17 protein-coding genes and 1 pseudogene are annotated in these 22,619 nt (G+C 42.6%); 5 read left to right on the plus strand and 13 right to left on the minus strand.

Features of this window, described 5'->3' with window-relative positions; all coding sequences use genetic code 11:
• Nucleotides 1-19: 19 nt before the first annotated feature.
• The 7 genes from HY064_12945 to HY064_12975 form a co-directional block, all read right to left on the minus strand.
• Nucleotides 20-1,255, minus strand: coding sequence for a galactose oxidase (locus tag HY064_12945; GenBank protein MBI3511562.1), 1,236 nt, complete (start codon nucleotides 1,253-1,255; stop codon nucleotides 20-22).
• 143 nt (nucleotides 1,256-1,398) lie between these two features.
• Nucleotides 1,399-3,546 carry a T9SS type A sorting domain-containing protein gene (locus HY064_12950; protein ID MBI3511563.1) on the minus strand — a complete coding sequence of 716 codons (2,148 nt, stop codon included), beginning with the start codon at nucleotides 3,544-3,546 and terminating at the stop codon, nucleotides 1,399-1,401.
• Nucleotides 3,547-3,552: 6 nt separating this feature from the next.
• Nucleotides 3,553-5,217, minus strand: a complete 1,665-nt coding sequence (locus HY064_12955) for a T9SS type A sorting domain-containing protein (GenBank protein ID MBI3511564.1) — start codon at nucleotides 5,215-5,217, stop codon at nucleotides 3,553-3,555.
• Nucleotides 5,214-5,957: a hypothetical protein gene (locus HY064_12960; GenBank protein ID MBI3511565.1), complete on the minus strand. Its 744-nt coding sequence runs from the start codon at nucleotides 5,955-5,957 to the stop codon at nucleotides 5,214-5,216. Before HY064_12960 ends, HY064_12955 begins: the two co-directional genes overlap by 4 nt.
• Before the next feature lie 6 nt (nucleotides 5,958-5,963).
• Complete coding sequence (locus HY064_12965; protein ID MBI3511566.1) at nucleotides 5,964-6,839, minus strand: hypothetical protein; 876 nt, start codon at nucleotides 6,837-6,839, stop codon at nucleotides 5,964-5,966.
• Nucleotides 6,840-7,085: 246 nt separating this feature from the next.
• Entirely contained in the window at nucleotides 7,086-7,739 is a 654-nt protein-coding gene (locus tag HY064_12970) for a hypothetical protein (GenBank protein ID MBI3511567.1), read from the minus strand.
• 373 nt (nucleotides 7,740-8,112) lie between these two features.
• Nucleotides 8,113-9,924, minus strand: coding sequence for an ATP-binding cassette domain-containing protein (locus HY064_12975; GenBank protein MBI3511568.1), 1,812 nt, complete (start codon nucleotides 9,922-9,924; stop codon nucleotides 8,113-8,115).
• Nucleotides 9,925-10,122: 198 nt separating this feature from the next.
• On the opposite strand from HY064_12975, the gene rpmH reads away from it, so the two are divergent.
• The 4 genes from rpmH to HY064_12995 all read left to right on the plus strand — a co-directional run bounded on the left by rpmH (nucleotide 10,123) and on the right by HY064_12995 (nucleotide 15,639).
• Complete coding sequence (rpmH, locus tag HY064_12980) at nucleotides 10,123-10,278, plus strand: 50S ribosomal protein L34 (protein MBI3511569.1); 156 nt, start codon at nucleotides 10,123-10,125, stop codon at nucleotides 10,276-10,278.
• Between the two features lie 200 nt (nucleotides 10,279-10,478).
• Nucleotides 10,479-13,295, plus strand: a complete 2,817-nt coding sequence (gene carB / locus HY064_12985) for a carbamoyl-phosphate synthase large subunit (protein MBI3511570.1) — start codon at nucleotides 10,479-10,481, stop codon at nucleotides 13,293-13,295.
• A 71-nt stretch (nucleotides 13,296-13,366) separates the two neighbouring features.
• Nucleotides 13,367-15,094 carry a hypothetical protein gene (locus tag HY064_12990; protein MBI3511571.1) on the plus strand — a complete coding sequence of 576 codons (1,728 nt, stop codon included), beginning with the start codon at nucleotides 13,367-13,369 and terminating at the stop codon, nucleotides 15,092-15,094.
• Nucleotides 15,095-15,198: 104 nt separating this feature from the next.
• Nucleotides 15,199-15,639: an NUDIX domain-containing protein gene (locus HY064_12995; GenBank protein ID MBI3511572.1), complete on the plus strand. Its 441-nt coding sequence runs from the start codon at nucleotides 15,199-15,201 to the stop codon at nucleotides 15,637-15,639.
• 52 nt (nucleotides 15,640-15,691) lie between these two features.
• Here the strand turns inward: HY064_12995 and HY064_13000 are convergent, their stop codons facing one another.
• The 6 genes and pseudogenes from HY064_13000 to HY064_13025 form a co-directional block, all read right to left on the minus strand.
• Complete coding sequence (locus HY064_13000; GenBank protein MBI3511573.1) at nucleotides 15,692-16,615, minus strand: hypothetical protein; 924 nt, start codon at nucleotides 16,613-16,615, stop codon at nucleotides 15,692-15,694.
• A gap of 7 nt (nucleotides 16,616-16,622) precedes the next feature.
• Nucleotides 16,623-16,997, minus strand: a complete 375-nt coding sequence (locus tag HY064_13005; protein MBI3511574.1) for a hypothetical protein — start codon at nucleotides 16,995-16,997, stop codon at nucleotides 16,623-16,625.
• 2 nt (nucleotides 16,998-16,999) lie between these two features.
• Nucleotides 17,000-17,371, minus strand: coding sequence for a hypothetical protein (locus HY064_13010; protein MBI3511575.1), 372 nt, complete (start codon nucleotides 17,369-17,371; stop codon nucleotides 17,000-17,002).
• Between the two features lie 142 nt (nucleotides 17,372-17,513).
• The gene (locus tag HY064_13015; GenBank protein MBI3511576.1) at nucleotides 17,514-18,215 is read right to left on the minus strand and encodes a glycosyltransferase family 2 protein; all 702 of its coding nucleotides are present in this window, start codon (nucleotides 18,213-18,215) and stop codon (nucleotides 17,514-17,516) included.
• Between the two features lie 669 nt (nucleotides 18,216-18,884).
• Nucleotides 18,885-19,703 (minus strand): annotated as a pseudogene (locus HY064_13020) (collagen-like protein).
• A gap of 2 nt (nucleotides 19,704-19,705) precedes the next feature.
• Complete coding sequence (locus HY064_13025; GenBank protein ID MBI3511577.1) at nucleotides 19,706-20,212, minus strand: T9SS type A sorting domain-containing protein; 507 nt, start codon at nucleotides 20,210-20,212, stop codon at nucleotides 19,706-19,708.
• A 199-nt stretch (nucleotides 20,213-20,411) separates the two neighbouring features.
• Between HY064_13025 and recQ the strand changes: the two genes are divergently transcribed.
• Entirely contained in the window at nucleotides 20,412-22,616 is a 2,205-nt protein-coding gene (gene recQ, locus HY064_13030; protein MBI3511578.1) for a DNA helicase RecQ, read from the plus strand.
• Nucleotides 22,617-22,619: the final 3 nt, after the last annotated feature.

Here is a 22,619-nt window from a genome sequence, read left to right on the forward strand (position 1 = left end):
AAAATTTATTCGTGTTCGATCAATGTGCAATAATTAATTTTTGTGTTGTGAATTCACTTTCATTTTCCATTGAATTTAATCTTGCCAGATAAATTCCGTTACTCAGAAATGTAAGGTCAGCATCTTCTGAACAGGATTCAATGTTTGTTTCAAAAAGAAGGTCTCCGTTCATGTTGTAAATACGTAGTGCAGATCTTCTGATCTTCGTTTTAATAAAAATGTGTCCGTCAGAAACTGATGGGTAAATGCTTGCTTCTGAAATTGCATTTTGTTCTTCAACGCTTACATCGAGTGGTATATATTCCCAGAAGTCCCGGTATGCAGTGCTCGGATTAAAACCGGTTCCTACGTATCCATTTCCATTGATCGTAAAAGCAACCGGGTAAACGCGCGCCACTCCTCCGAAATTTGTTCTTTGATTCCAGACATCAGTCGCAGGATCATATTCGCGCAAATCCTGCGAGGGGCCGGGGAAACCTGTTGCAACATATCCTCTATTATTAATTGAAAATCCAACAGCTGCGTAAATAGGACCACCGGCATAATTTGCTTTTGCAGTCCAGGTATCAGTGACCTGATTATATTCTTTAAAGTCACTGAACGTTGTACTCCATGTAGTACCAGTTCCAACGTAAGCTTTTGTTCCGATTGTAAAACAAATTGCACCCGCTCTTCCTGCTCCTGGAAAACTTGCCTTTTGATTCCATGGAAGCCCTCCAATGGTATCTGCTGTAGGATCATATTCCCAGAGATCATTGTAAAATGAATTAAGGCCGGCATTTGTTCCCATTGAAACATATCCTTTGTTTCCGATTGAAAAACCAACGCCGAGTCTGCGTCCTGCTCCGATCAAACTTGCAACAGGAGACCAGGTATTCGTAAGTTGGTTCCATGACCAAAAATCCTGCAATGCATTTCCTGCATTAGTTGTTCCGGTTCCTACATATCCTTTTGTTCCGATAGAAAATCCGACGGCATCAAATCTTCCGCCTCCTCCATAGTTCGCTTTTTGCATCCATGTATCTGATACCGGGTCGTACTCCCAGAAATCAACATAAGCAAATCCTCCATCAGGCGATCCTGTTCCAATGTATCCTTTTGTTCCGATGGAAAAACCAACTGCGGTGTATCTTCCCGTGCCGCCGTAAGTCGCTTTTTGTATCCAGGTGTTCTGGGACTGCAATTCGTTCTTAAATCCAAAACAAGAAATGCACAAAGGAAGGAGGATGGCGAATGAATATTTTTTTGTTTTCATTGTATTTTTTTTAATTGATTATTTTTTTAATTCAAAACAATTTGTTCTCCCGCACTTCTCGCCCACGCCCAATTTGGCGATTGAGAAAAAGCGGAGAGCGAAATGAAAATTGCAAAGAGGGTAAAATATTTTTTCATGACAATTTATTTTTGAATGATTATTTTTTGCGTGAATGATTCCTTTTCGTTTTTCACATTCACAAAATAAATTCCATCTGGCTGAGAACTCAAGTCAATATCAGTTGTGAGTTGCCGGTTGTCAGTTGCACTGCTGTAAATTATTTCTCCGAGAACGTTGGTGATGGAAATTTCTTTCGGTGAAAAATTGTTCTCGGATTGTACCGTAAATTTTCCCGAAGAAGGATTTGGAGAAATTACAAATTCTGAATTTTCATCCTGCGTTTGAATACCTGAACAAAGACTTACAATGACGAAAGAAGTGTCTGAATTTGTGCAGCCGTTAGAAGAAGTATAAGTGTAGATGATCTGAAAAGTTCCAGGGCCTGCAACGGAAGGATTAAATGTATTTCCCGAAACAGCAGTTCCGGAATAAATTCCTCCTGCGGGTATGCCTGCACTCAATGTTTGCGCGCCCCAGTTCACACACATGTTTGTTGTGATTTGATTATAGGAAACAGTAGGCAAAGGATTATTTGTAATTGCTATAGAAGCCGTTGTAGAATCATTTACCGCATCGACAATAATTACAGAATAAGTTCCTGCGCAAAGTCCGGTGGCGGTTTGTGTTGTTTGTCCGTCGCTCCATAAATAAGTGTAAGGTGGAGCTCCATAAGCAACATTTGCATTTACAGACCCATTGCAAGGTCCGTTTCCGCAGTCCATATTGACGGAAATAATATTTGCAGTTAAATAAGAATTTATTTTTGATGTGAAAATATCATTACCACTCCAAGCATTCAGGGTGTCATTGTAAAAAATCAGTTGACCAATAAAATTTCCAGTAGTGTATACACTCCCACTAGTTCCAACATTGATTGAGATGCCTTCTCCCGATCCTCCTGATCCTCCCTCACCTTTTGCCCAAACTAAATTTCCTGAAGAATTATATTTTGCAACGAAGATATCTGAACCCAATGGCCCTTTAGTTAAGGAGTCACTTCCAAAAAAAATTACGGGGCTACTAAAAGATCCTGTGATAAAAACATTTGCACATGCATCGGTGCTGATGCCATAACCGATATCCTCAAAATTTCCATACGCACTTTTAGACCAAAGTACATTACCCGAAACATCATATTTTGTAATAAAAACGTCATCACATCCTGAAAAACAATTTGCACTATTGGTTAGAGAAGTATTGCCAAAATTAATTGTCCCGCTACCAAAAAGTCCAGTTACAAAGACATTTCCACTTGCATCGGTACTGATGCTGTTACCTCCATTAACTGTGTTTCCTCCTGCATTATTCGCCCAAATCACAGTTCCTGACGGAGAATATTTGGTAACAAAAAAATCATGGTTGCCGGGATTGGTTAAAGTTATATTTCCAAACGTGATTGTGGAACTTCCAAAAAAACCTGTAACAAATATATTTCCACTTGCATCAGTGCTAATGCTTGCCCCTGCATCAGAGGAAATGCCACCAGCACTTGTAGCCCATATTACATTTCCGAAGGCATCATATCCTGCTACAAAAAAATCATATGTATTACCGGTAATATCAGCATTCGATAACGTGATTGCGCCAAAGGCAATAGTTGAGCTATAAAAACTGCCAGTAATAAAAATATTTCCGTTTGAATCCGTGCTAATACTGTACGACAAATCCGAACTAATTCCTCCCGCACTTTTCGCCCATATTACATTTCCGGAAGCATCATATTTTGCAATAAAAACATCTGAACTGTTAGGTCCATTTGTATTTGTTAATGTGTCATTGTCAAAAATGATAATTGGGCTCCAAAATTGACCAGTCAATAATACATTTCCATTCAAATCAATTGCTATACACAAACTTTCGTCCCAATCTGTACCGCCTATACTTTTTACCCACAGGATATTTCCTGAAGAATCATATTTAGCAATAAAAATATCGCACGTGTTACCTGTATTATCAACATTTGTCAATGAGTCGTTATCTAAATAGATCTTTGCAGAGAAAAAATATCCGGTAACGAATACGTTTCCATTTAAATCTGAGCAGATGCTTTTTCCATAATCATCTCTTCCGTTCCATGACCCTCCCGCACTTTTCGCCCACGCCCAATTCGGGGCTTGAGAAAAAACGGAGAGTGAAGTAAGAATCGCGAAGAGTGTAAAATATTTTTTCATGATAATTTATTTTTGAATGATTATTTTTTGCGTGAATGATTCCTTTTCGTTTTTCACATTCACAAAATAAATTCCATCCGGCTCGGAACTCAAGTCGATCTCTGAATTGGAATTTTGAATTTGTGTTTGATAGATTATTTCTCCCAGGATGTTGGTGATGGAAATAGTTCCGGAGAAATTATTTTCAGCTTTGATGGTGAAGATTCCGGAGGAAGGGTTGGGAGCATAATTAAGATTTTCTTTTGAGAAGTTGATTTGATTAATCCCTACCCCGAGATTATCAATTTTGGAAATAAACATATCGTGAGATGATCCAGTATTATCAATATTAGTCAGCGTTGTTGATCCAAAAGCTAAAGTCGGACTATCGTACCACCCCGCTAAATAAATATTTTCAGATTGATCCTTTGCTGCTCCCGTAACAAAATCTGCCATACTCCCGCCGACGGATTTCGCCCAAATAACATTTCCAACGGTGTCGTATTTAGCCAGAAATATATCTGAAACTCCTCCACTATATACAAGAGTATCGAATCCAAAAATCAAATTTGAACTCGAAAAGACACCTCCTGCGAAAGCGTTTCCCACCGAGTCAGTTGTCAGTGCGTAAGCCATTTCTGTCATAATACCTCCAGCACTTCTTGCCCAAACAAGATTTCCAGTGGCTGAATATTTTGCTATAAACATATCATTGATATTCATGGATGAATTAATCAAAGTATCGAGCCCCAGAATTAAAGTATCTGATGAAAAATACCCAGCTATAAAAACATTACCTTTTTGATCTGCCTGACCACAAGTTGAAACATCGTTATCATAATTCTGTCCTCCGGCACTCCGCGCCCAAATGACGTTTCCAGCCCCGTCAAACTTGACCAAAAAAATATCGTGATTTCCTGTGGTATTAAGTGTTATTGAACCGAAAGTAATTGAAGACGTAAAACTTCCAGTCAAGTATACATATCCAGAATCATCAGTAAAAATGGCGGAGGAATTATCATCTGAACCACCTCCTGCGGTAAGAGACCACGAGGGGATACCATTAGTGCTATATTTTTCTATGAAAATATCATTTGAACCCGCATAACTGTTGAACAAAGTGTCGCTATCAAATATTATGTACGCCCCGGAGTAATTCCCAGTCACGAAAACATTACCAGAAGCGTCAGCACAAACCGAACTTGGATAAGTGTATGGATCGCCCCCAGAATTTGTCGCCCATTGTGGATTTCCATTACTATCATACTTTACAACGAACATGTCGGCATTATTTGGAAAGGGATTAGTCAACGTTGTCGACCCAAAGGAAATAGTTGAGCTCGAGAAAAATCCTGCCACGACAATATTGCCAGAAGGATCTCCGCTGACTGATTGTGCACCGTTGGCATTACTTCCAGAAGCACTTTGTGCCCATATAACATTTCCATTAACGTCATATTTAACCAGAAACATTTGACCATTCCATGTGTTTGTCAAAGTCGTTGAGCCAAAAACTATTGAAGAGCTGATGAAATTGCCCGCAACGTAAATATTTCCTGTTCCGTCAGCATAAATAGAATTGGCTCCATCGAAAGAATTTCCTCCCGCACTTTTCGCCCACGCCCAATTCGGCGCTTGCGAAAAAACGGAGAGGGAAATAAAAATCGCGAAGAGTGTGAGTTTTGTTTTCATTGAAAATATATTTTATAGCCGAGATTAAAAGATGTCACCACTGTTTCATTGAAAAAAATAAAATCTGCGATGCCGATCGAACGTTCGGAAGAAGAATTCCCAATACCGATATTTCTAACATTGCCAGTCATAGTGTCCACTTCTGAAATTTTTCCGGCAAATCCGATTTCCAGAGGCACATCAAGAAATATTCTCCCGATTCCGAGTCTATGATCAAGCCCGGCGGAAAAAAGTAACCCCAGTCCCTTTGTTTCATGTGCTGTTGAAACCGTACCGCTTCCATAAGTACTTGTTCCGGTAATATCAATAGCAAAAACATCGTGGTAACTGAAATAACCAACTCCTAACGAAAGAAAAGCTCCGCCTTTGCTGTCGCAATTTTTACCAAGAACATAATAAGAAGAAACAACGCCGAAATTCATAATACTGCTTCCCTTATAAGAATAAAATTCTTGCCCTGCCACATTTCCTGCCGAGTCCTTTGCATCACCTACGGAGGAATAGCTACGCCCTGCAAGCAGTATTGACCTCACTCCTATACTGAATTTGTTTCCCAGAAAATAATTGGCATCAATACAACCACCCCATCCCGGACCTTGATCTGTCGTGCGGCCGTGAGAAATTCCAAGACCGACTGAGAATCGGCTTAGCTGGATATCATCTGAGTTGCTGACTTGCGCGAAAGTTGCCGCGTGAATCAGTATCATATATAGAATCAGAATAGATATTTTGCTTTTCATGTGAAATTATTTATTTGAAAATTTAAGAACAGAATCTTTCCTCCTTAATCTCTCCACCAATTTATCCAGCATCCACCGGCACGCATTATTCACACGCACGTTATTTCTGAACATACGCACGAAGACTGGTGAAGTGGAGTAATAGATCGCAATGAAAAGTCTTCCAAGAAAATAGGGTTTCAGTTTCTCATCGCGGAATTTCCGCAAGACCAAAACTTCCGGTGCGTCGTAACTTTTGTAAACCATCGTAGCGATGTAACAGGCGTTATTAATCGCCCGCGCGGTCAATAGATATGCAATAAAAGAGAGAGGTATTAAAATGGAGAATCCAATGAAGATTCCCTTGCAAATTCGCAAAGTTGATTCCACTTCTTCTTTCCCTTTGTAATTCTCAGAGACCGAGTGCCGCGCTTTTATTTTTTTTGCTATAATAAATGCAATTAGAGCGAGGATAATTCCGAGCGGAAAAAGAAAGAATGATAAGATGATGGCAACTATAGCAAGAGTATTGACCTTCCTCGCGGCGTCATAATCATCCTCGCCGGGATCTCCTGAAGATGCAGTATGTGTAGTTGTAGTTGCGTGATGCGGAACTGTATCGCGAGAAATCGTTTGCGGAAGAACAAGCGTTGAAACTACATTTTGAATAGAGCGAGGCGGGAAGGATAATGGCTTGTCAATAATTGTCGAGTGAAAAACATAGGTGTTATCCGGAGTAGGCAAAATATTTTTTACTCCAATACAATTAATAGGGATAGGAAGAAGCATGTTAGGTTCAACAACTGAAGATCTTTTGTTTTCGCCTTCTGAAATATGCTGAGCTTGATTACAGGCTAATCCTAGCACTGTGATTAAAATGAATAAAACGATTTTTGATTTCATAATGGTAATTTGTTCGCAGCAAACATATACCAATCACCACCAGCAATAAAACTGAATCACAATAAAGCCCCTTGTAATCTTTAGTAAATAATGCAAGTCATCGGAGTGCAGTCGCAATTTCTGCATTTCTCCTCTCAAAACATCAAACACTAGCAACCGCCATCATCCAATCACCAACTAAATCTTATTGCACATCACAGATAACTCATCGCTTAATATTCGCTTTATCCAGCGCCGCCTGGTGGATCACATATCGGAAAATTTGTACGTCTTGTAATGCATCACGCGCAAACCGAGGTTGAAGGAACCGTGTGAAAAATCTTCTCCGCCTTCTTTCATGAACGGAGTAAGTCCGTAACGATAATACGCTTCCCAGTAAATCGTCCACGCTTCATGATTCTTCGACGATCCTCCCCACACACTGTACATGCCAAGTCCCGTTTTCGCCGCGAGCTCATCGTGTTTAGAAAAATTATTTTCCGAAGGTGAAAGTTGCAGCGCATGAACGTAATCAAAACCGAGATCGTAATTGATCATGCCTCCGAAGCAGTAACCGTTTTTTTTGCGATTGTCAATCGAAAACAGGTCGAGCTTCATGAGTATTCCTGCACCCACACCATTCCATTTATAATTCACGGTTCCCTCTTCGTTGCTCAGCGGAAAAGAACTGCTGTGCTGTACAAAAAATATTTCCGGATAAAAAATTTCATTCCACTCGTGGCAAATTCCGGCCGTGAAAGCAGAACCGTTTTTTATGTCGTGCGTTGACCATTGCTGAACCGTGTTGTCGAATGGACTATACGATGCGCAAATTCCGATGTTGTGTTTCGTGCGTACATAATGTTGCGCGCTTATGCCTGTGGCAAAAAGCAGGGCAGGGAGGAGGGCTATACGTTTCATGGCTGGTGGTTTTGAATTCATAATGGCGTTTTGTAAAAAAGATACAGGGTAATTTGCTAATGGTAATTCAGTAAACGGAATGGTGTACAGTTTACAAACGCTGGAAATAAAAAAATAATGTGTGGAAAATTGGAATACGATAAATGCAGTAGGAGTTATTGGTTACTTGTTCTTGAGATGTTGGGATTTGAAGCGCAACTGCAGAGCTTCAAAATTTTTGTGTTCCTGCCCGTGCGCAGCAGAGCACGCGCGTGGTCAGGGCTACGCGTAATTCCCGCTGTGCAATAAAATTTTTCCGGTGACTTCCCCTGAACTTTTTTCCTGGTATTTCACTTCCTCAAATTCATCAGCACATTTACACATTCACCCATTCTCACTTCACACTCGCAAACTGCAACCTGCTCAGGCTCCGGTAAAGTCCATTCTCGATCTGCATCAGTTCATCATGCGTTCCTGCTTCTACCACGCGCCCTTTTTCTATCACGATAATTTTATCGGCATTACGAATGGTGGAAAGACGATGTGCGATCACGAATGAAGTTCTTCCTACCATTAATTTATCGAGCGCTTCCTGCACCACGCGCTCACTTTCCGAATCGAGCGAACTTGTTGCTTCATCAAGAATGAGAATAGAAGGATCTTTGAGCACCGCGCGCGCTATCGCAATGCGCTGGCGTTGCCCGCCCGAGAGTTGAATGCCGCGATCGCCGACCACCGTTCCGAATTTTTCCGGAAATCCATCAATGAATTCAAGTGCATTGGCTTTTCTTGCCGCCTCCTCAATTTCACTTTGTGATGCATTTGGTTTTCCATAAGCAATATTCTCCCGAATGCTTCCGCCGAAAAGCAGAACATCCTGCGGAACGATCGCCATATTCTCGCGCAATTCAGCGAGATCGAAATCACGCGCATCTTTTCCGTCGAAAGAAATAATTCCGTTTTCCGGATCGTAGAATCGCAAAAGCAATTGTGCAATCGTAGATTTTCCTGATCCACTCGGGCCTACAATAGCGATCGTCTGGCCGGGTTTTGCTTCGAAAGAAATTTTCTGCAGCACTTCCACATCTTTTCTCGACGGATAAGAAAACCGAACACTGTTGAATTCCACTTTTCCATCGAGGCGTTTTGCCTGTCCTGTTCGCTGATTTATTTTTTCCGGCTCTTCTTCCACAATGTCAAGCACACGTTCCGTTGCGCCCACCGCTTTCTGAACTTGTGAATATTGTTCTGCAATTCCACCAATAGAAGCGCCTATGAAAACCGCGAAAATGAGAATGGTGGTCAATTGCCCCGGTGTAATTTCTCCGGCGTGCTGGAACTGCAGCGCTTTCCACACGAGAAAAACTATCGATCCGAAAATGCAGAAGATGATGAAAGAAATAAATCCGGCCCTGAAAATTCCCGCTCTTATGTTGATGTCGCGTATCGCTTCTGTACTTTTTCCGTAACGCGCTATCTCGTAAAATTCATTCACATACGATTTCACACTCGCGATCGCCATCATCGTTTCATCAAGAATCGTTGTGCTCACCGCCACCTGGTCCTGCGCACGACGCGAAAATTTCCGGACCTGTCTTCCGAAAAAAACAGCAACCACGGCTATCAGTGCGAGTGTTCCCACCATCCACATCGCGAGTTTAGGAGAGATCACGATCAGCGAAATTGTTCCGCCGATGATGATGATGAACTGCCGTAGAAATTCTGCGAGCACAAACGTGAACGTATCACCGATCTGCGCAATGTCCCCTGTAGTTCTGCTCACTAATTCTCCAACGCGTTTCTGCGAGAAAAAAGCCATGGGCATTCGCACGAGATGACTGTAAATTGTTTTGCGGAGATTAGCGAGCATGTGTTCTGTTACATTGGTGAACAACATGACCCGCATGAAAGAGAAAAATGCCTGACATATAAAAAGAAGAAGAAGATAATATCCGTTGCGGTTGATCGCTTCGATGGAAATGGTACTCGCCTGCACAAGATTTCCGGTCAGTCGCGGAAAAATAAGCGCTACCGAACTCGTGAGTGCGAGGAACAACATTCCCAATGCGAATTTCCAGCGGTGTCCGGTCATATAACCGAACAATCTGAAAAACCGCCTAAGTGTTTTACCCGAGATCTTTACTTTGGGTAACTCGTCCTTTGATCCGTTTTGTGAGCGGAATCGCCCGCCTCCGGGTCCTGCCATGCGTTGAAATTATTGGGCAAAAGTAGTCAATAGAAAATTGCTCCTTCCGGGGAGTCGTTCCAATGAAGGGGATTATTTTACGCCAATGAAAATAATGCCTCTTAAAGGGTTGTATTCCAATGAAAGTATAAAATTGTGGAAGCATTTGGTGTACTACCATATTCCATTATCTTTGCAGACCAATTAAAGAAAAGAACAATGAAACGTACGTTCCAACCTTCGAAACGAAAACGCAAAAACAAACACGGTTTCCGTGAGCGCATGGCTTCTGCCAATGGGCGTCGCGTGGTAGCATCACGCCGTAAACGCGGCCGTAAAAAACTGACAGTGTCTTCAGAAAAAACCCACAAATAATAAATGAGCGGTTTTTCAACTCATAAAGAAAAGGTGTCATTAAATTGGCGCCTTTTTTTTGTCCGCATATCCTCCGTTAAGGGGGATTTTTTTTGGAGTGTTCGCAAAATGTTGAAAGCACAATCGTGTGAAAATTGTGAAGGCGATCATGCTAAAGTACTTTCGTCCTGCAAATTTTTAATCCTGTTTTTCCAATCGATATGCCAAAAGACAACAGCATAAAATCAGTCCTCATCATCGGCAGCGGCCCCATCATCATCGGGCAGGCCTGCGAATTTGATTACTCCGGCTCACAGTCCTCGCGTGCGCTGCGCGAAGAAGGAATTGAGGTAACGCTCATCAACAGTAATCCGGCTACGATCATGACGGATAAAGTGACGGCCGATAATATTTATTTGTTGCCGCTCACCACGCAATCCATTGTAAAAATTCTTGAGAAACATAAGATCGATGCGGTACTTCCAACGATGGGCGGACAAACTGCATTGAATCTCGCGCTGAAATGTGATGAGCTCGGCATCTGGAAAAAATATAAAGTACGGATGATCGGTGTTGACATCGATGCTATCAAAGTGACGGAAGATCGTGATATGTTCCGCGCAAGAATGGAAAGTATCGGTGTTGCCATGGCGCCTTCACACATTGCAAAATCTTTTCTCGAAGGAAAAGAGATCGCACAGCAATTCGGTTTTCCATTGGTGATCCGCCCGTCTTTCACACTCGGTGGCAGCGGCGGATCTGTAGTGTATAACAAAGAAGATTTTGACAAAGCACTCAATCGCGGATTGCAGACTTCTCCCATTCACGAAGTGCTCATCGATAAAGCGGTACTCGGATGGAAAGAATTTGAATTGGAATTATTACGCGACGCCAATGATAATGTGTGCATCATCTGTTCCATCGAAAATTTCGATCCCATGGGCGTGCATACAGGCGACTCGATCACGGTTGCGCCTGCGATGACTCTTTCTGATACTACTTTTCAGCGCATGCGTTCGATGGCAATAAAAATGATGCGTTCCATTGGAAATTTCGCAGGCGGATGCAACGTTCAGTTCGCGGTGAGTCCCGATGAAAAAGAAGAAATTATTGCGGTCGAAATTAATCCGCGCGTGTCACGCTCCTCTGCGCTCGCGTCGAAAGCAACCGGATATCCTATTGCTAAAATTGCTTCGAAACTTGCCATCGGTTACCATCTCGATGAACTGGTGAACCAGATCACGCAAAGTACCTCTGCTTATTTTGAACCGACACTTGATTATGTGATCGTGAAAATTCCGCGCTGGAATTTCGACAAATTCAAAGGAGCGAATCGCGAACTTGGTTTCCAGATGAAATCAGTGGGAGAAGTGATGGCGATCGGAAGATCTTTCCAGGAAGCATTGCAGAAAGCAGCACAATCGTTGGAAATAAAAAGAAATGGTTTGGGCGCCGACGGAAAAGAAATTACCAATCAGCAGGAATTGCTCAATGCGCTCGAACGTCCGTCATGGAATCGTTTGTTCATGATCTATGATGCGCTTCGCCTGGGAATTTCGGTGAAGACCATTCACAAACTCACGAAGATCGATCCGTGGTTTTTAAACCAGATCGAAGAAATGGTGGCGATGGAACGTGAAATTGAAAAATATAATATCGGTGATATTCCGAAAGACCTGATGTGGGAAGCGAAACAGAAAGGTTATGCCGACCGACAGATCGCGCATTTGCTGAAATGTCTCGAGAGCGAAGTGTTTAAAAAACGCCGCGATGAATTCGGAATGAAAAGAGTTTACAAATTGGTGGATACCTGTGCGGCGGAATTCGAAGCGAGAACTCCGTATTACTATTCCACTTTCGAAACGGAAAATGAATCGGTGCGTTCCGATAAGAAAAAAGTGGTAGTGCTCGGTTCAGGGCCGAATCGCATCGGGCAGGGAATTGAATTCGATTATTCCTGTGTGCACGGCGTGCTTGCAGCGAAAGAATTGGGTTACGAAACGATCATGATCAATTGCAATCCCGAAACAGTTTCTACCGATTTCAATGTTGCTGACAAACTTTATTTCGAACCGGTTTTCTGGGAACATATTTACGAGATCATTTTGCATGAGCAACCGGAAGGAGTGATCGTACAACTCGGCGGACAAACTGCACTGAAGCTCGCTGAGAAATTAGACCGTTACGGAATAAAAATTATTGGCACCGATTTCAAATCGCTTGATCTTGCAGAAGACCGCGGAAGTTTTTCCACACTTTTAAAAGACAACAATATTCCTTATCCGAAATTCGGTGTGATCGAAGATGCAGACCAGGCGATCGATCTTGCGCGTCAACTCGGATTTCCATTGCTGGTTCGTCCTTCGTATGTACTCGGCGGACAAAGCATGAAGATCGTGATCAATGAACAGGAGTTGGAGCAACATGTTGTGAAATTGCTAAATGATATTCCGGGAAATAAAGTTCTGCTCGATCATTTCCTGGAAAATGCAATTGAAGCGGAAGCTGATGCGATCTGCGATGGAAAAGAGGTTTACATCATTGGTATCATGGAACACATAGAACCGGCCGGAATTCACTCCGGCGATTCTTACGCAGTTCTTCCTCCGTTCGATCTTTCTGAAAGTGTGATGAAACAGATCGAAGAGCACACCAGAAAAATTGCACTCGCGCTGAATACTGTTGGATTGCTCAACATTCAGTTTGCGATCAAAAATGATATTGTGTACATCATCGAAGCGAATCCACGCGCATCGCGTACGGTTCCTTTCATTGCAAAAGCGTACGACGAACCTTACGTAAATTATGCAGCGAAGATCATGCTCGGGGCGAAGGTGAAAGATTTCAAATACAATCCGAAGAAGAAAGGATACGCAATAAAAATTCCGGTTTTCTCCTATGAAAAATTCCCGGATGTGCAGAAAGAACTTGGCCCTGAAATGAAATCAACAGGAGAGTCAATCTATTTTATCGAAGATTTGCACGATGAATATTTTCACCAGATATATTCGGAGCGGAATTTGTATTTGAGTAAATAGATTTTTTTTAAATCGAAAGAATTGTTTCGCACCCGTTTCGGAAATTTACGGCAAGGAACTACTTTAGCAGGATGAAAACAATTCTCAGTACTCTCCTTGTTTTTTTCTGTGGAGCAGCAAGCGCTCAACTCACAAAATATTATTCTTCTACGGCAACGTACGATCAGGTCATTGCGCGTTACAAAACGTTCGATCTGAAAAGTAATATGTGTTTGCTGAAGGAGGCGGGAACAACTGACATAGGGAAACCATTGCATCTTTTTATCATTTCAAAAGATCAGACGTTCGATCCTGTTGTTGCAAAACAAAAAAAGAAAGCGGTGCTGATGATCAACAATGGAATTCATCCCGGTGAACCCGATGGAATTGATGCTTCAATGGAACTCACTGATTATTTCATTCAACATCCCGATAGTCTGCCTTCCAATATTATTTTACTCATCATCCCTGTTTACAACGTGGATGGTTGCCTGGATCGCGGGAGTACGTCGCGCGCGAACCAGAACGGCCCCGATGAATATGGATTTCGCGGCAATGCAAAGAATCTCGATCTCAACCGCGATTTCATTAAGTGCGATGCAGAGAATACCAGATCGCTCGAAAAAATATTTCAGCAATGGAAGCCCGATGTTTTTGTGGACACACACGTTTCCGACGGCGCCGATTATCAATACACAATGACGCTGATCGCCACGTCGGCAAAACTTCATCCTGCGATTGGTTCCTATATGGAAAATGATATGACCCCATTTCTTTACGCGCAGATGCACGCGCTGAAAAATGACATGTGTCCGTATGTGAATGAAGTCGGAAATTTTCCGGATGAAAAAGGAATTTCTGCTTTCCTGGAAACGCCGCGTTTTTCTACAGGTTACACCGGGCTTTTCAATTGTATCGGTTACGTAACCGAAACACACATGCTCAAAAATTATAATTCGCGTGTCATTGCTACTTACGATCTCCTTAAAATATTTGTGAAGAAAGTTTCTGTTGATGCGCAAAAGATAATTGCCGCTCATCAGAAGGCCGATCTTGAAACTTCGAAACAAAAAAGTTTCGGCCTTAATCTTGTTCTCGACACAAACACATTTTCCGACCTTGAATTTCATGGATTTGAAGCGAAGATGCGTCTGTCGGATTTTTCAAACGGACAAGTGATGTATTATGATGAGCAGTCTCCGTTCGCGAAAAATATTAAGTATTACAAATCGTTTTCTCCTTTAGTGATGATCGACGTTCCGGTTTACTATGTAATTCCGCAGGCATGGAAAGAGGTCATTGATCGTTTGAAATGGAATGGAGTGAAAATGAAAAAGCTGAAAAAAGATACGACGATCACGGTGAATTGTTATTACATCGGCGATATGAAGACTGGAAAGAATCCGTATGAATCACATTATCTTCATTCGGGTGTGCAGATCGCGCTCGATACGCAGCAGGTAAAATATTACAAAGGAGATTATGTGATACGAGCGGATCAGAATTCAAACGCATATCTTGTAACTGTACTTGAACCGCAATGCGACGACAGTTATTTCTGCTGGAATTTTTTCGATGGAATTCTCCAGCAGAAAGAATGGTTCAGCGATTATGTGTGGGAAGAAAAAGCAGATTCACTTTTGAAAACAGACCCGGTTCTTAAAAAGAAGTTTGATGATAAAATGAAGGATCCGTCATTTGCCGGCGAACACTGGGCGCAACTCAATTTAATTTACCAGAATTCGCCCTACAAAGAAAAAACACACGATCGGTATCCTGTGACAAGAATCAATTCTGAAATGAAGCTACCGGTAGAATAATACGGAATGGAAGAATGCGAGTATAGAAGAAGGAAGAACCTAAAAAAGTTCATTTAATATTCTTCCATTTTCAATTTCTTCAGTTCTTTTTTACCATTTGAAAAATGAAAAGATTCAACCTCCGTGCCTACGCACTCATTATTCATAAAAAAAAAATTCTCTTGACCGATGAGATCCGTTTCGGAAAAAAGATGACCAAATTTCCCGGCGGAGGTTTGGAGTGGGGGGAAGGATTGATGGATGCGGTGCGAAGAGAATGTCGTGAAGAATTGCAGCAGGAACCACTTTCAGCCGAACATTTTTATACAACAGATTTTTTTATCGCCTCAGCATTTCATTCCGATGATCAGCTCATCAGCGTTTATTACAAAGTGAAACTGCCGCATCCTGAAAAAATAAAAGTGGCCAAAAAAGTTTTTGATTTTGAAAAGGAAGAAGAAGGTGCGCAGCTATTCCGCTGGATAGAAATGAAAAATATTTCGCCGGAGAATTTTACTTTTCCAATAGATAAATTAGTAGCAGAAAAATTGTTGGCTCCAAAATAAATGATAACGAGCAATGTGTTGTGGGTTTTGAGTTTTTCTCATAACCCAAAACCTACCAGCCGTTTCCTCCGCTGTGACCCAACTGGAACACACGCGAAATATTGAAGCCGAGGCGGATTCCCATTTTAAACCAGTTGCTCGAAGTGTAAGGAATATACTGGACTTCGTTCATGCCGAACTGATTGGTAAAATGCATTTGAAAAACGTGCCCGCCGGTTTCAAGGTCAATGCCGATGCCGAGCGGATCATAGTACTGATCGAATAAATCACTGTAGCGATTCAAACGTTTTGCATATTCGAAAGTGATCGCCATGTGCTTGGTGACTTTGTATCTTCCTGAAATTCCAACGGCGAACATGTCATTCAGGTCATTAAAATTATCGACAATATTATAATGGATCCAGAATCCATGAATCTCCAGAGAAAAACGCGTGGAGAATTTTCTTCCGAGTGTGATCACGCTCGAATAAGAAATGCGGTCCACCCAGTATTTATATTTATCCACGCCGGTTGCATCCTTGTTCGGATCTTTGAGAAAAGTATAATTGAATCCCGACATCCACGTGAGTGTAACCGGCATTTTATTATCGGTTGTTTGTTTCAGGATCTTCACTTTCACTGAAGCATCGGCAAGTTTGTCAATAGAAGTACGGCCAATTCCCACGCTGAGCCAATCGCGTATTCCGTAATCGAGCGCGAGACGAATGCACGCGCCCCCGTCGAGGCCGAACGCGTTGTATGCGCCTGAGTTGAATTCACCAAAGCGATGCTGGATCCGGAAATCAAGTGCATTTCTTCCCACCGTTTCCACTGAAGGAAAATTTATGACGCGTGTTCCTTTGAAGGTAGAATGAACATATTCTTTCGTTGGCTTATTCAGCGCATCAAGACTATCAGCCAGTCGCTGCAGGTCATCTACCTGCGCAAAAATTCTGGTGAAAGAAATCGCAAAAATAAAAAGCAGGAATTTTTTCATAGCATGTTTAATTGTTAGGTGCGCCGTCAGCAATCCAGTGGTTGAACATATTCATCCTGCAGGAATCCAAAGTAAAACTGGGAGGCATGGGATTGAAAGCATGCAGACGATTCACACATCCGTTCAAATTTCCATTCTGCACCTGCACATTAAGATCGGTATAGTTATCGAGCCGGTAATTGCTGGAAGGTTGCGATCCGGAATGACAACTGAAACAATAATTCTGCATCAGAGGAGCAATGTTCCGCGAATAGGAAGGATGTGAAGTAGTATCGCACGGAGTGAAAATACTTCCTGCAGGATAGATGTCATCTTTTTTATCATAATAACATCCTGCAATGAAAAGTGCAGCGATCAAAGAAATGGCAAAATATTTTTTCATGCTTAGTTATTTTGTGCGCCTTGCGCGATCCAGACATATAGAAAACGAATTTGTGTATCCGTCAACGCAGGATAAGAATCCTTCGGCATTTTATCATCGGAAGCTCCCGAAACCCTGTTGTACAAATCACTCTTGTGCGGTTTCCCGGCAACAATGCGCTCGCCGGTCATCATATCATTGTAAGAGTCGATCGGTTTTGCTGTTGTTGATAAAGTATCATGACATCCGTTGTGCTGGCAACTTCCGCGAATAATGGGACGAATATCATTTTCGAAACTCACTTGCTGCGAGGGAAGAATAGGATCGTGTTTACATGCCGGGATCATAGCCAGTAATCCCAAGAGGAAAGCGATCAATAAAAAATATTTTTTCACGTCAATAATGTTTTTGTAAAGTTAAAAAATATGTTTTGACACGCATTGAAGTTCGCGTTTCTAATCCTGGTTTTAACACGTCAGGAAAACATCCCTGCCGCTCATTTCATCAATGATTTTCACCGTTCGTAATAAAGAAGGTTCATTTTCTGATACCGGTGAAAAAACATCCAAGCGAAACTTTCCACATGTAATAAAGCGCGCGCACCGAATTGATGGAAGAAACTCCGCCCTGTCGCTCGCGCATGTGCACAGGAACTTCTCCAATGGAAAGTTTGTTTTTGCTGTAAAGAACGAGTGCTTCCGGCTCGGGATATTCATCGGGATAATATTCATATACGACGGAAAGCGCTCTGCGGTTGAGGAGACGAAGGCCTGAAGTAGTATCAAAAATTTTTTTTCCGGTAAGAAGTTTGTTCAACCGGCTGAAATATCCAATGCCTGCTCTGCGCAACGAAGAAGATTGAAACCCTTCTCCGGTAATGAAACGGGAACCGATAGTTACATCCCATTTATTTTTGTGCGACGCGTGTATCATTTCATTCAATGCACTTGCCGGATGTTGCCCGTCGCCGTCTATCTGTACTGCAAAATCAAAATCATTCTCAAAAGCAAAACGAAAACCGGTCTGTACTGCGCCTCCGATTCCAAGATTAACCGGAAGGTGCAACGCTACACAGGGAAGATGATCAATAATATTTCCAGTTTCATCAGTAGAACAATCATTCACTACAACTACTGTCAACTGAAAATGATCTTTCATGGCAGCAGCTAATAATTCTTCCACCACATTCCTGATCGAATGTGATTCATTGTATGCAGGAACAATCGCAGCAATTTTCATAAATCAAAAAGAGGAAACACATGCTGTATTCCCTCTCAAAAGTAGATGAATAATATTCACACTTTCAAGCAGAAATATTTTCCGTTGAACTTCTGCAACCAGAAAAAAATCATTCTACCATTGCACAAGTACAAATCCCGGTGAACCTGATCCACCTCCGTTTCCACCGAGGTAACCACCGGCGCCACCGGCTCCGTATCCAGCGCCATTGCTTGCTCCGAAATTCGGTGAATTTCCACCGGCGCCGAAAATAGTTCCTCCGCCACTTCCTGATCCTCCGAAATTCAATGCGTAAGATCCTTGTGCTCCTCCTGCTCCACCACTTGTACCCGGACCACCAGCTGCATTTGCGCCACCACCTCCATTACAGGTGAGAAATATTCCAAAAGAACTTGCTCCACCATTGTTGCCCGCCATTCTCGGAGGACCAGGAGCACTTCCTGTCCCACCAGCACCAACTGTAATTGCAATAGTAGATAAAGGAACAACTGTAAATTGTTCAGCAATTACTGCGGCACCACCACCACCACCACCACCGGTATAAGTTCCATCTCCACTCGAACCACCGCCACCTCCACCACACATGCTCACCCAAACAGTAGTTACTCCGGACGGAACAGTGAACGTTCCATTCGCAGTAAATCGTAGTTCTCCGTGATCACTCTGCGGTCCTGTTGCACCAGTGGCACCTGCAGGTCCGGTTGGTCCCGTTGCGCCAACTGCACCAGTCGCACCAACAGCACCCGTTGCACCAACAGCACCAGTCGGTCCAGTTACACCGGCAGCACCATTAGCCCCAGTTGGTCCTGTTGCACCAGCAGCACCTGTATTTCCAGTTGATCCCGTTGCACCGTTTGCACCAGTAGAACCAGTCGGTCCTGTTGCTCCATTTGCACCAGCGGCACCAGTTGGTCCAGCAACACCAGTTGCACCAACAGCACCGGTTGGTCCAGTTAATCCAGTTGTTCCAGTTGCTCCGGCAGCACCAGTTGGCCCTGTTGCTCCATTTGCACCAGCGGCACCGGTCGGTCCTGTTGCACCATTTGCACCAGCAGGACCAGTTGGTCCCGTTGGACCCGGAGTAGAACTTCCTGATGTTTGAGCATACAACGCGTAAGGAACAGAAATGAGTTGTGTGGTACCTGCGGAAACGTAACTATTTCCACCTGAAATATCCATTCCTACTTCGAGAAAGTAAGGACCATTCGCCCAATTGATGGAAGAAAATATTCCGCTTACAGGAGTTCCCATTCCCATTTGTACAGAATACAAACCGAATTGATTACTTGTTGGAGAAAAAGTTTCCTGGTAAACGATCGTACCGGTAGTTGAACCCTGATGTATCGTTAGTTCGAGGCCGAGTAATTGGTTGGTGATCGCGTTTCCTGCGCCATCACGTGCGATGCCCTGGTAATTGACCGCTTGAGGTGCTTGTGCGAATGCAGCAGTTGCAAATAGGAGAAGGGTCAGAGTAATTATTTTTTTCATGGCTAGTGGGATAAAGTGATCGTGGAAGTATGAATTGTAATGTTTGCACCGCAAGAGATGGTACAACGAATAAAATAAATTTCATTTGGTTGAGCGGAAAGATCTATTTGTTGAACCTGGTGTCCGCTTGTTTGTGAATTTGTATTTGAGTAAACCAATTGTCCGACATTATTAAAAGCTTCTATGATAACGTCGGAATTATTTTCCAGATTATATTCAACAAAGAATTGTCCGTTGTTAGGATTTGGAAATGTTCCGAGTTGATCATTCATATATAAAGGAACAATTCCGGTTGAAAAATCCACGGGTTGCTGAAATCCCTGTGTGAGAATAAAAGTTCCGGCAGAATAAGTCGGAGTAATGGATCCCTGCCCTACAGTAAATGAATTGGTGAAACCTGCGCCGGTTGCAAATCCTCCACCGGTTGCGAGAACGTCAGGACTTGATGTTTGTGCCCCGACAAAAACGGGTATCAACATCATAAAGAAAGCCAGGTAGAATTTTGACATGGGAAGTTTGTTGGATAATCAAATTTAGAAAATCGGCGATCACTTCAAAATTTTTTTTGAAAACTGTGAAAAGTTATTTTATTGAAAAGTGAAAAAAACTGTCGGGGGAATAGTTAGTGAACGAAAAATTCATTATATCTTTACTATAAGCGCCTTTCAAAGCGTGATTCTCCCGTTTCACCAATACACGAGTCTAAAAATGATCGATACTGAGAGCGCTACGTTGTCGGAGCATCTGAAGAAATATTTCGGGTTCAGCAAATTCAAAGGACAACAAGAGGAAATAATCAACAGCGTGCTGGAAGGCAAGGACACTTTTGTGATCATGCCCACCGGCGGAGGAAAGTCGCTTTGCTATCAATTGCCCGCGCTCATCAGTGAAGGAACAGCCATTATTGTTTCTCCACTCATTGCACTCATGAAAAACCAGGTGGATGCGATCCGTAATTTCGGAACTGATGATGGCATCGCACACTTCATGAATTCATCGCTCACCAAAGCAGAGATCATCAAAGTGCGGAAAGATATTGTGAGTGGAAAAACAAAATTGCTTTATGTTGCGCCCGAATCATTGACGAAAGAAGAGAACATTACTTTTCTTCGTGAAATAAAAATTTCTTTTTTCGCGATCGATGAAGCGCACTGCATTTCGGAATGGGGACATGATTTCCGACCGGAATATCGCCGACTTCGTGCTATCATCGAAGCAATAGGTACCGTTCCTATCATTGCACTTACCGCAACTGCTACTCCTAAAGTTCAGCAGGACATTCTGAAAAATCTCGGGATGACCGGCGCAGCTATTTTCAAATCTTCTTTCAATCGTTCCAATCTTTATTACGAAGTGCGTCCGAAGATCAACGTGGTGAAAGAGATCATCAAATTCGTAAAAAAGAATTCCGGAAAATCAGGAATCATTTATTGCCTGAGCAGAAAAAAAGTAGAAGAGCTCGCGCAAACGCTGCAGGTGAACGGTATCAAAGCGCTTCCTTATCACGCGGGACTCGACGCATCTACGCGCGCACGCACGCAGGACAAATTCCTGATGGAAGATATTGATGTGATTGTCGCCACCATCGCTTTCGGAATGGGGATCGATAAACCGGATGTTCGTTTTGTAATTCATCATGACGTTCCCAAATCGCTTGAAGGATATTACCAGGAAACAGGCCGCGCAGGACGTGACGGTGGAGAAGGACAATGTCTTGCATTCTACAGCTACGACGATATTCAGAAATTAGAAAAATTCATGAAGGGAAAACCGGTCGCTGAACAGGAGATCGGAAAACAATTATTGCTCGAAACAGTTGCTTATGCAGAATCATCGGCGTGCCGGAGAAAAGTTCTGCTTCATTATTTCGGCGAATCGTACAAAGAAAAAAATTGTAAGAACTGCGACAACTGCAATAACCCGAAAACAAAAGTGGATGCTACCGATGATGTAGGATTGGCGGTCGATTGTGTTTCGGAGGTGAAAGAAAAATTCAAAGCGAAACATATCATCCAGGTTTTGCAGGGAACGCTCACGAACACCATCAAATCATACAAACAGAATAATCTCGAAATTTTCGGAAAAGGACTTGATGATGATAAAGATGAAGCGTACTGGAATGCGGTAATCAGAACAGCATTGATGGAAGGATTGCTTTCGAAGGATATTGAGAATTACGGGTTGCTCAAACTCACGAAAGAAGGAAAGGCATTCCTGAATAAACCCTACACGCTCACGATTACGCGCGATCACAACTATACCGGCGCGGAAAGTGATGATGATGATATTGAATTGGCAGGAAACCAACGGGGAGGTGGAGCGGATGAACAACTTTATGGATTACTGAAAGATCTCTGCAAAAAAGTAGCGAAGCAGAAAAATCTTCCGCCCTATGTTGTTTTCCAGGAAACTTCATTGGAAGAAATGGCCATTCAATACCCGGTGACTATGGATGAACTCACGCGCATCACGGGCGTGGGACAGGGAAAAGCGATCAAATTCGGAAAACCTTTCATCGATCTCATTGCAAAATATGTGGAAGAAAACGAGATCGAACGCGCGCAGGATATGCTCGTGAAATCGGTCGTGAACAAATCGGGTTTAAAAGTGCACATCATCCAGAGCATCGACCGCAAACTCGATCTGATGGATGTGGCTGCGGCAAAACGACTGAAGCTCGATGATGTGATCGCGGAAATTGAAACGATTGTTCTCTCGGGAACGAAAGTGAATATCAATTACTATATCGATGGTATGATCGATTCCGATAAGCAGGAAGAGATCGTGGAATATTTCAAAGAATCAGAAAGTGATTCGATGGAAGAAGCGGTTGCAGAATTAGGCGAAGAAGATTTTACGAGAGAAGAAATAAGATTAGTGCGGATAAAATTCCTGAGTGAGTTCGGAAATTGAGTT

The organism is Bacteroidota bacterium, from assembly GCA_016194975.1.
In the GTDB taxonomy this organism is placed as follows: Bacteria; Bacteroidota; Bacteroidia; order Palsa-965; family Palsa-965.

Bases quoted from the DNA above. Each gene is read 5' to 3' on its own strand.
- HY064_12960 (MBI3511565.1), bottom strand. From the start codon at position 5,957: ATGAAAAGCAAAATATCTATTCTGATTCTATATATGATACTGATTCAC.
- recQ (MBI3511578.1), top strand. From the start codon at position 20,412: ATGATCGATACTGAGAGCGCTACGTTGTCGGAGCATCTGAAGAAATAT.
- HY064_13005 (MBI3511574.1), bottom strand. From the start codon at position 16,997: ATGAAAAAATATTTTGCCATTTCTTTGATCGCTGCACTTTTCATTGCA.
- HY064_12975 (MBI3511568.1), bottom strand. From the start codon at position 9,924: ATGGCAGGACCCGGAGGCGGGCGATTCCGCTCACAAAACGGATCAAAG.
- HY064_12965 (MBI3511566.1), bottom strand. From the start codon at position 6,839: ATGAAATCAAAAATCGTTTTATTCATTTTAATCACAGTGCTAGGATTA.
- HY064_13025 (MBI3511577.1), bottom strand. From the start codon at position 20,212: ATGTCAAAATTCTACCTGGCTTTCTTTATGATGTTGATACCCGTTTTT.
- HY064_12955 (MBI3511564.1), bottom strand. From the start codon at position 5,217: ATGAAAACAAAACTCACACTCTTCGCGATTTTTATTTCCCTCTCCGTT.
- HY064_12990 (MBI3511571.1), top strand. From the start codon at position 13,367: ATGAAAACAATTCTCAGTACTCTCCTTGTTTTTTTCTGTGGAGCAGCA.
- HY064_13000 (MBI3511573.1), bottom strand. From the start codon at position 16,615: ATGAAAAAATTCCTGCTTTTTATTTTTGCGATTTCTTTCACCAGAATT.
- HY064_13015 (MBI3511576.1), bottom strand. From the start codon at position 18,215: ATGAAAATTGCTGCGATTGTTCCTGCATACAATGAATCACATTCGATC.
- HY064_12945 (MBI3511562.1), bottom strand. From the start codon at position 1,255: ATGAAAACAAAAAAATATTCATTCGCCATCCTCCTTCCTTTGTGCATT.
- HY064_12970 (MBI3511567.1), bottom strand. From the start codon at position 7,739: ATGAAACGTATAGCCCTCCTCCCTGCCCTGCTTTTTGCCACAGGCATA.
- HY064_12995 (MBI3511572.1), top strand. From the start codon at position 15,199: ATGAAAAGATTCAACCTCCGTGCCTACGCACTCATTATTCATAAAAAA.
- carB (MBI3511570.1), top strand. From the start codon at position 10,479: ATGCCAAAAGACAACAGCATAAAATCAGTCCTCATCATCGGCAGCGGC.
- HY064_12950 (MBI3511563.1), bottom strand. From the start codon at position 3,546: ATGAAAAAATATTTTACACTCTTCGCGATTCTTACTTCACTCTCCGTT.
- rpmH (MBI3511569.1), top strand. From the start codon at position 10,123: ATGAAACGTACGTTCCAACCTTCGAAACGAAAACGCAAAAACAAACAC.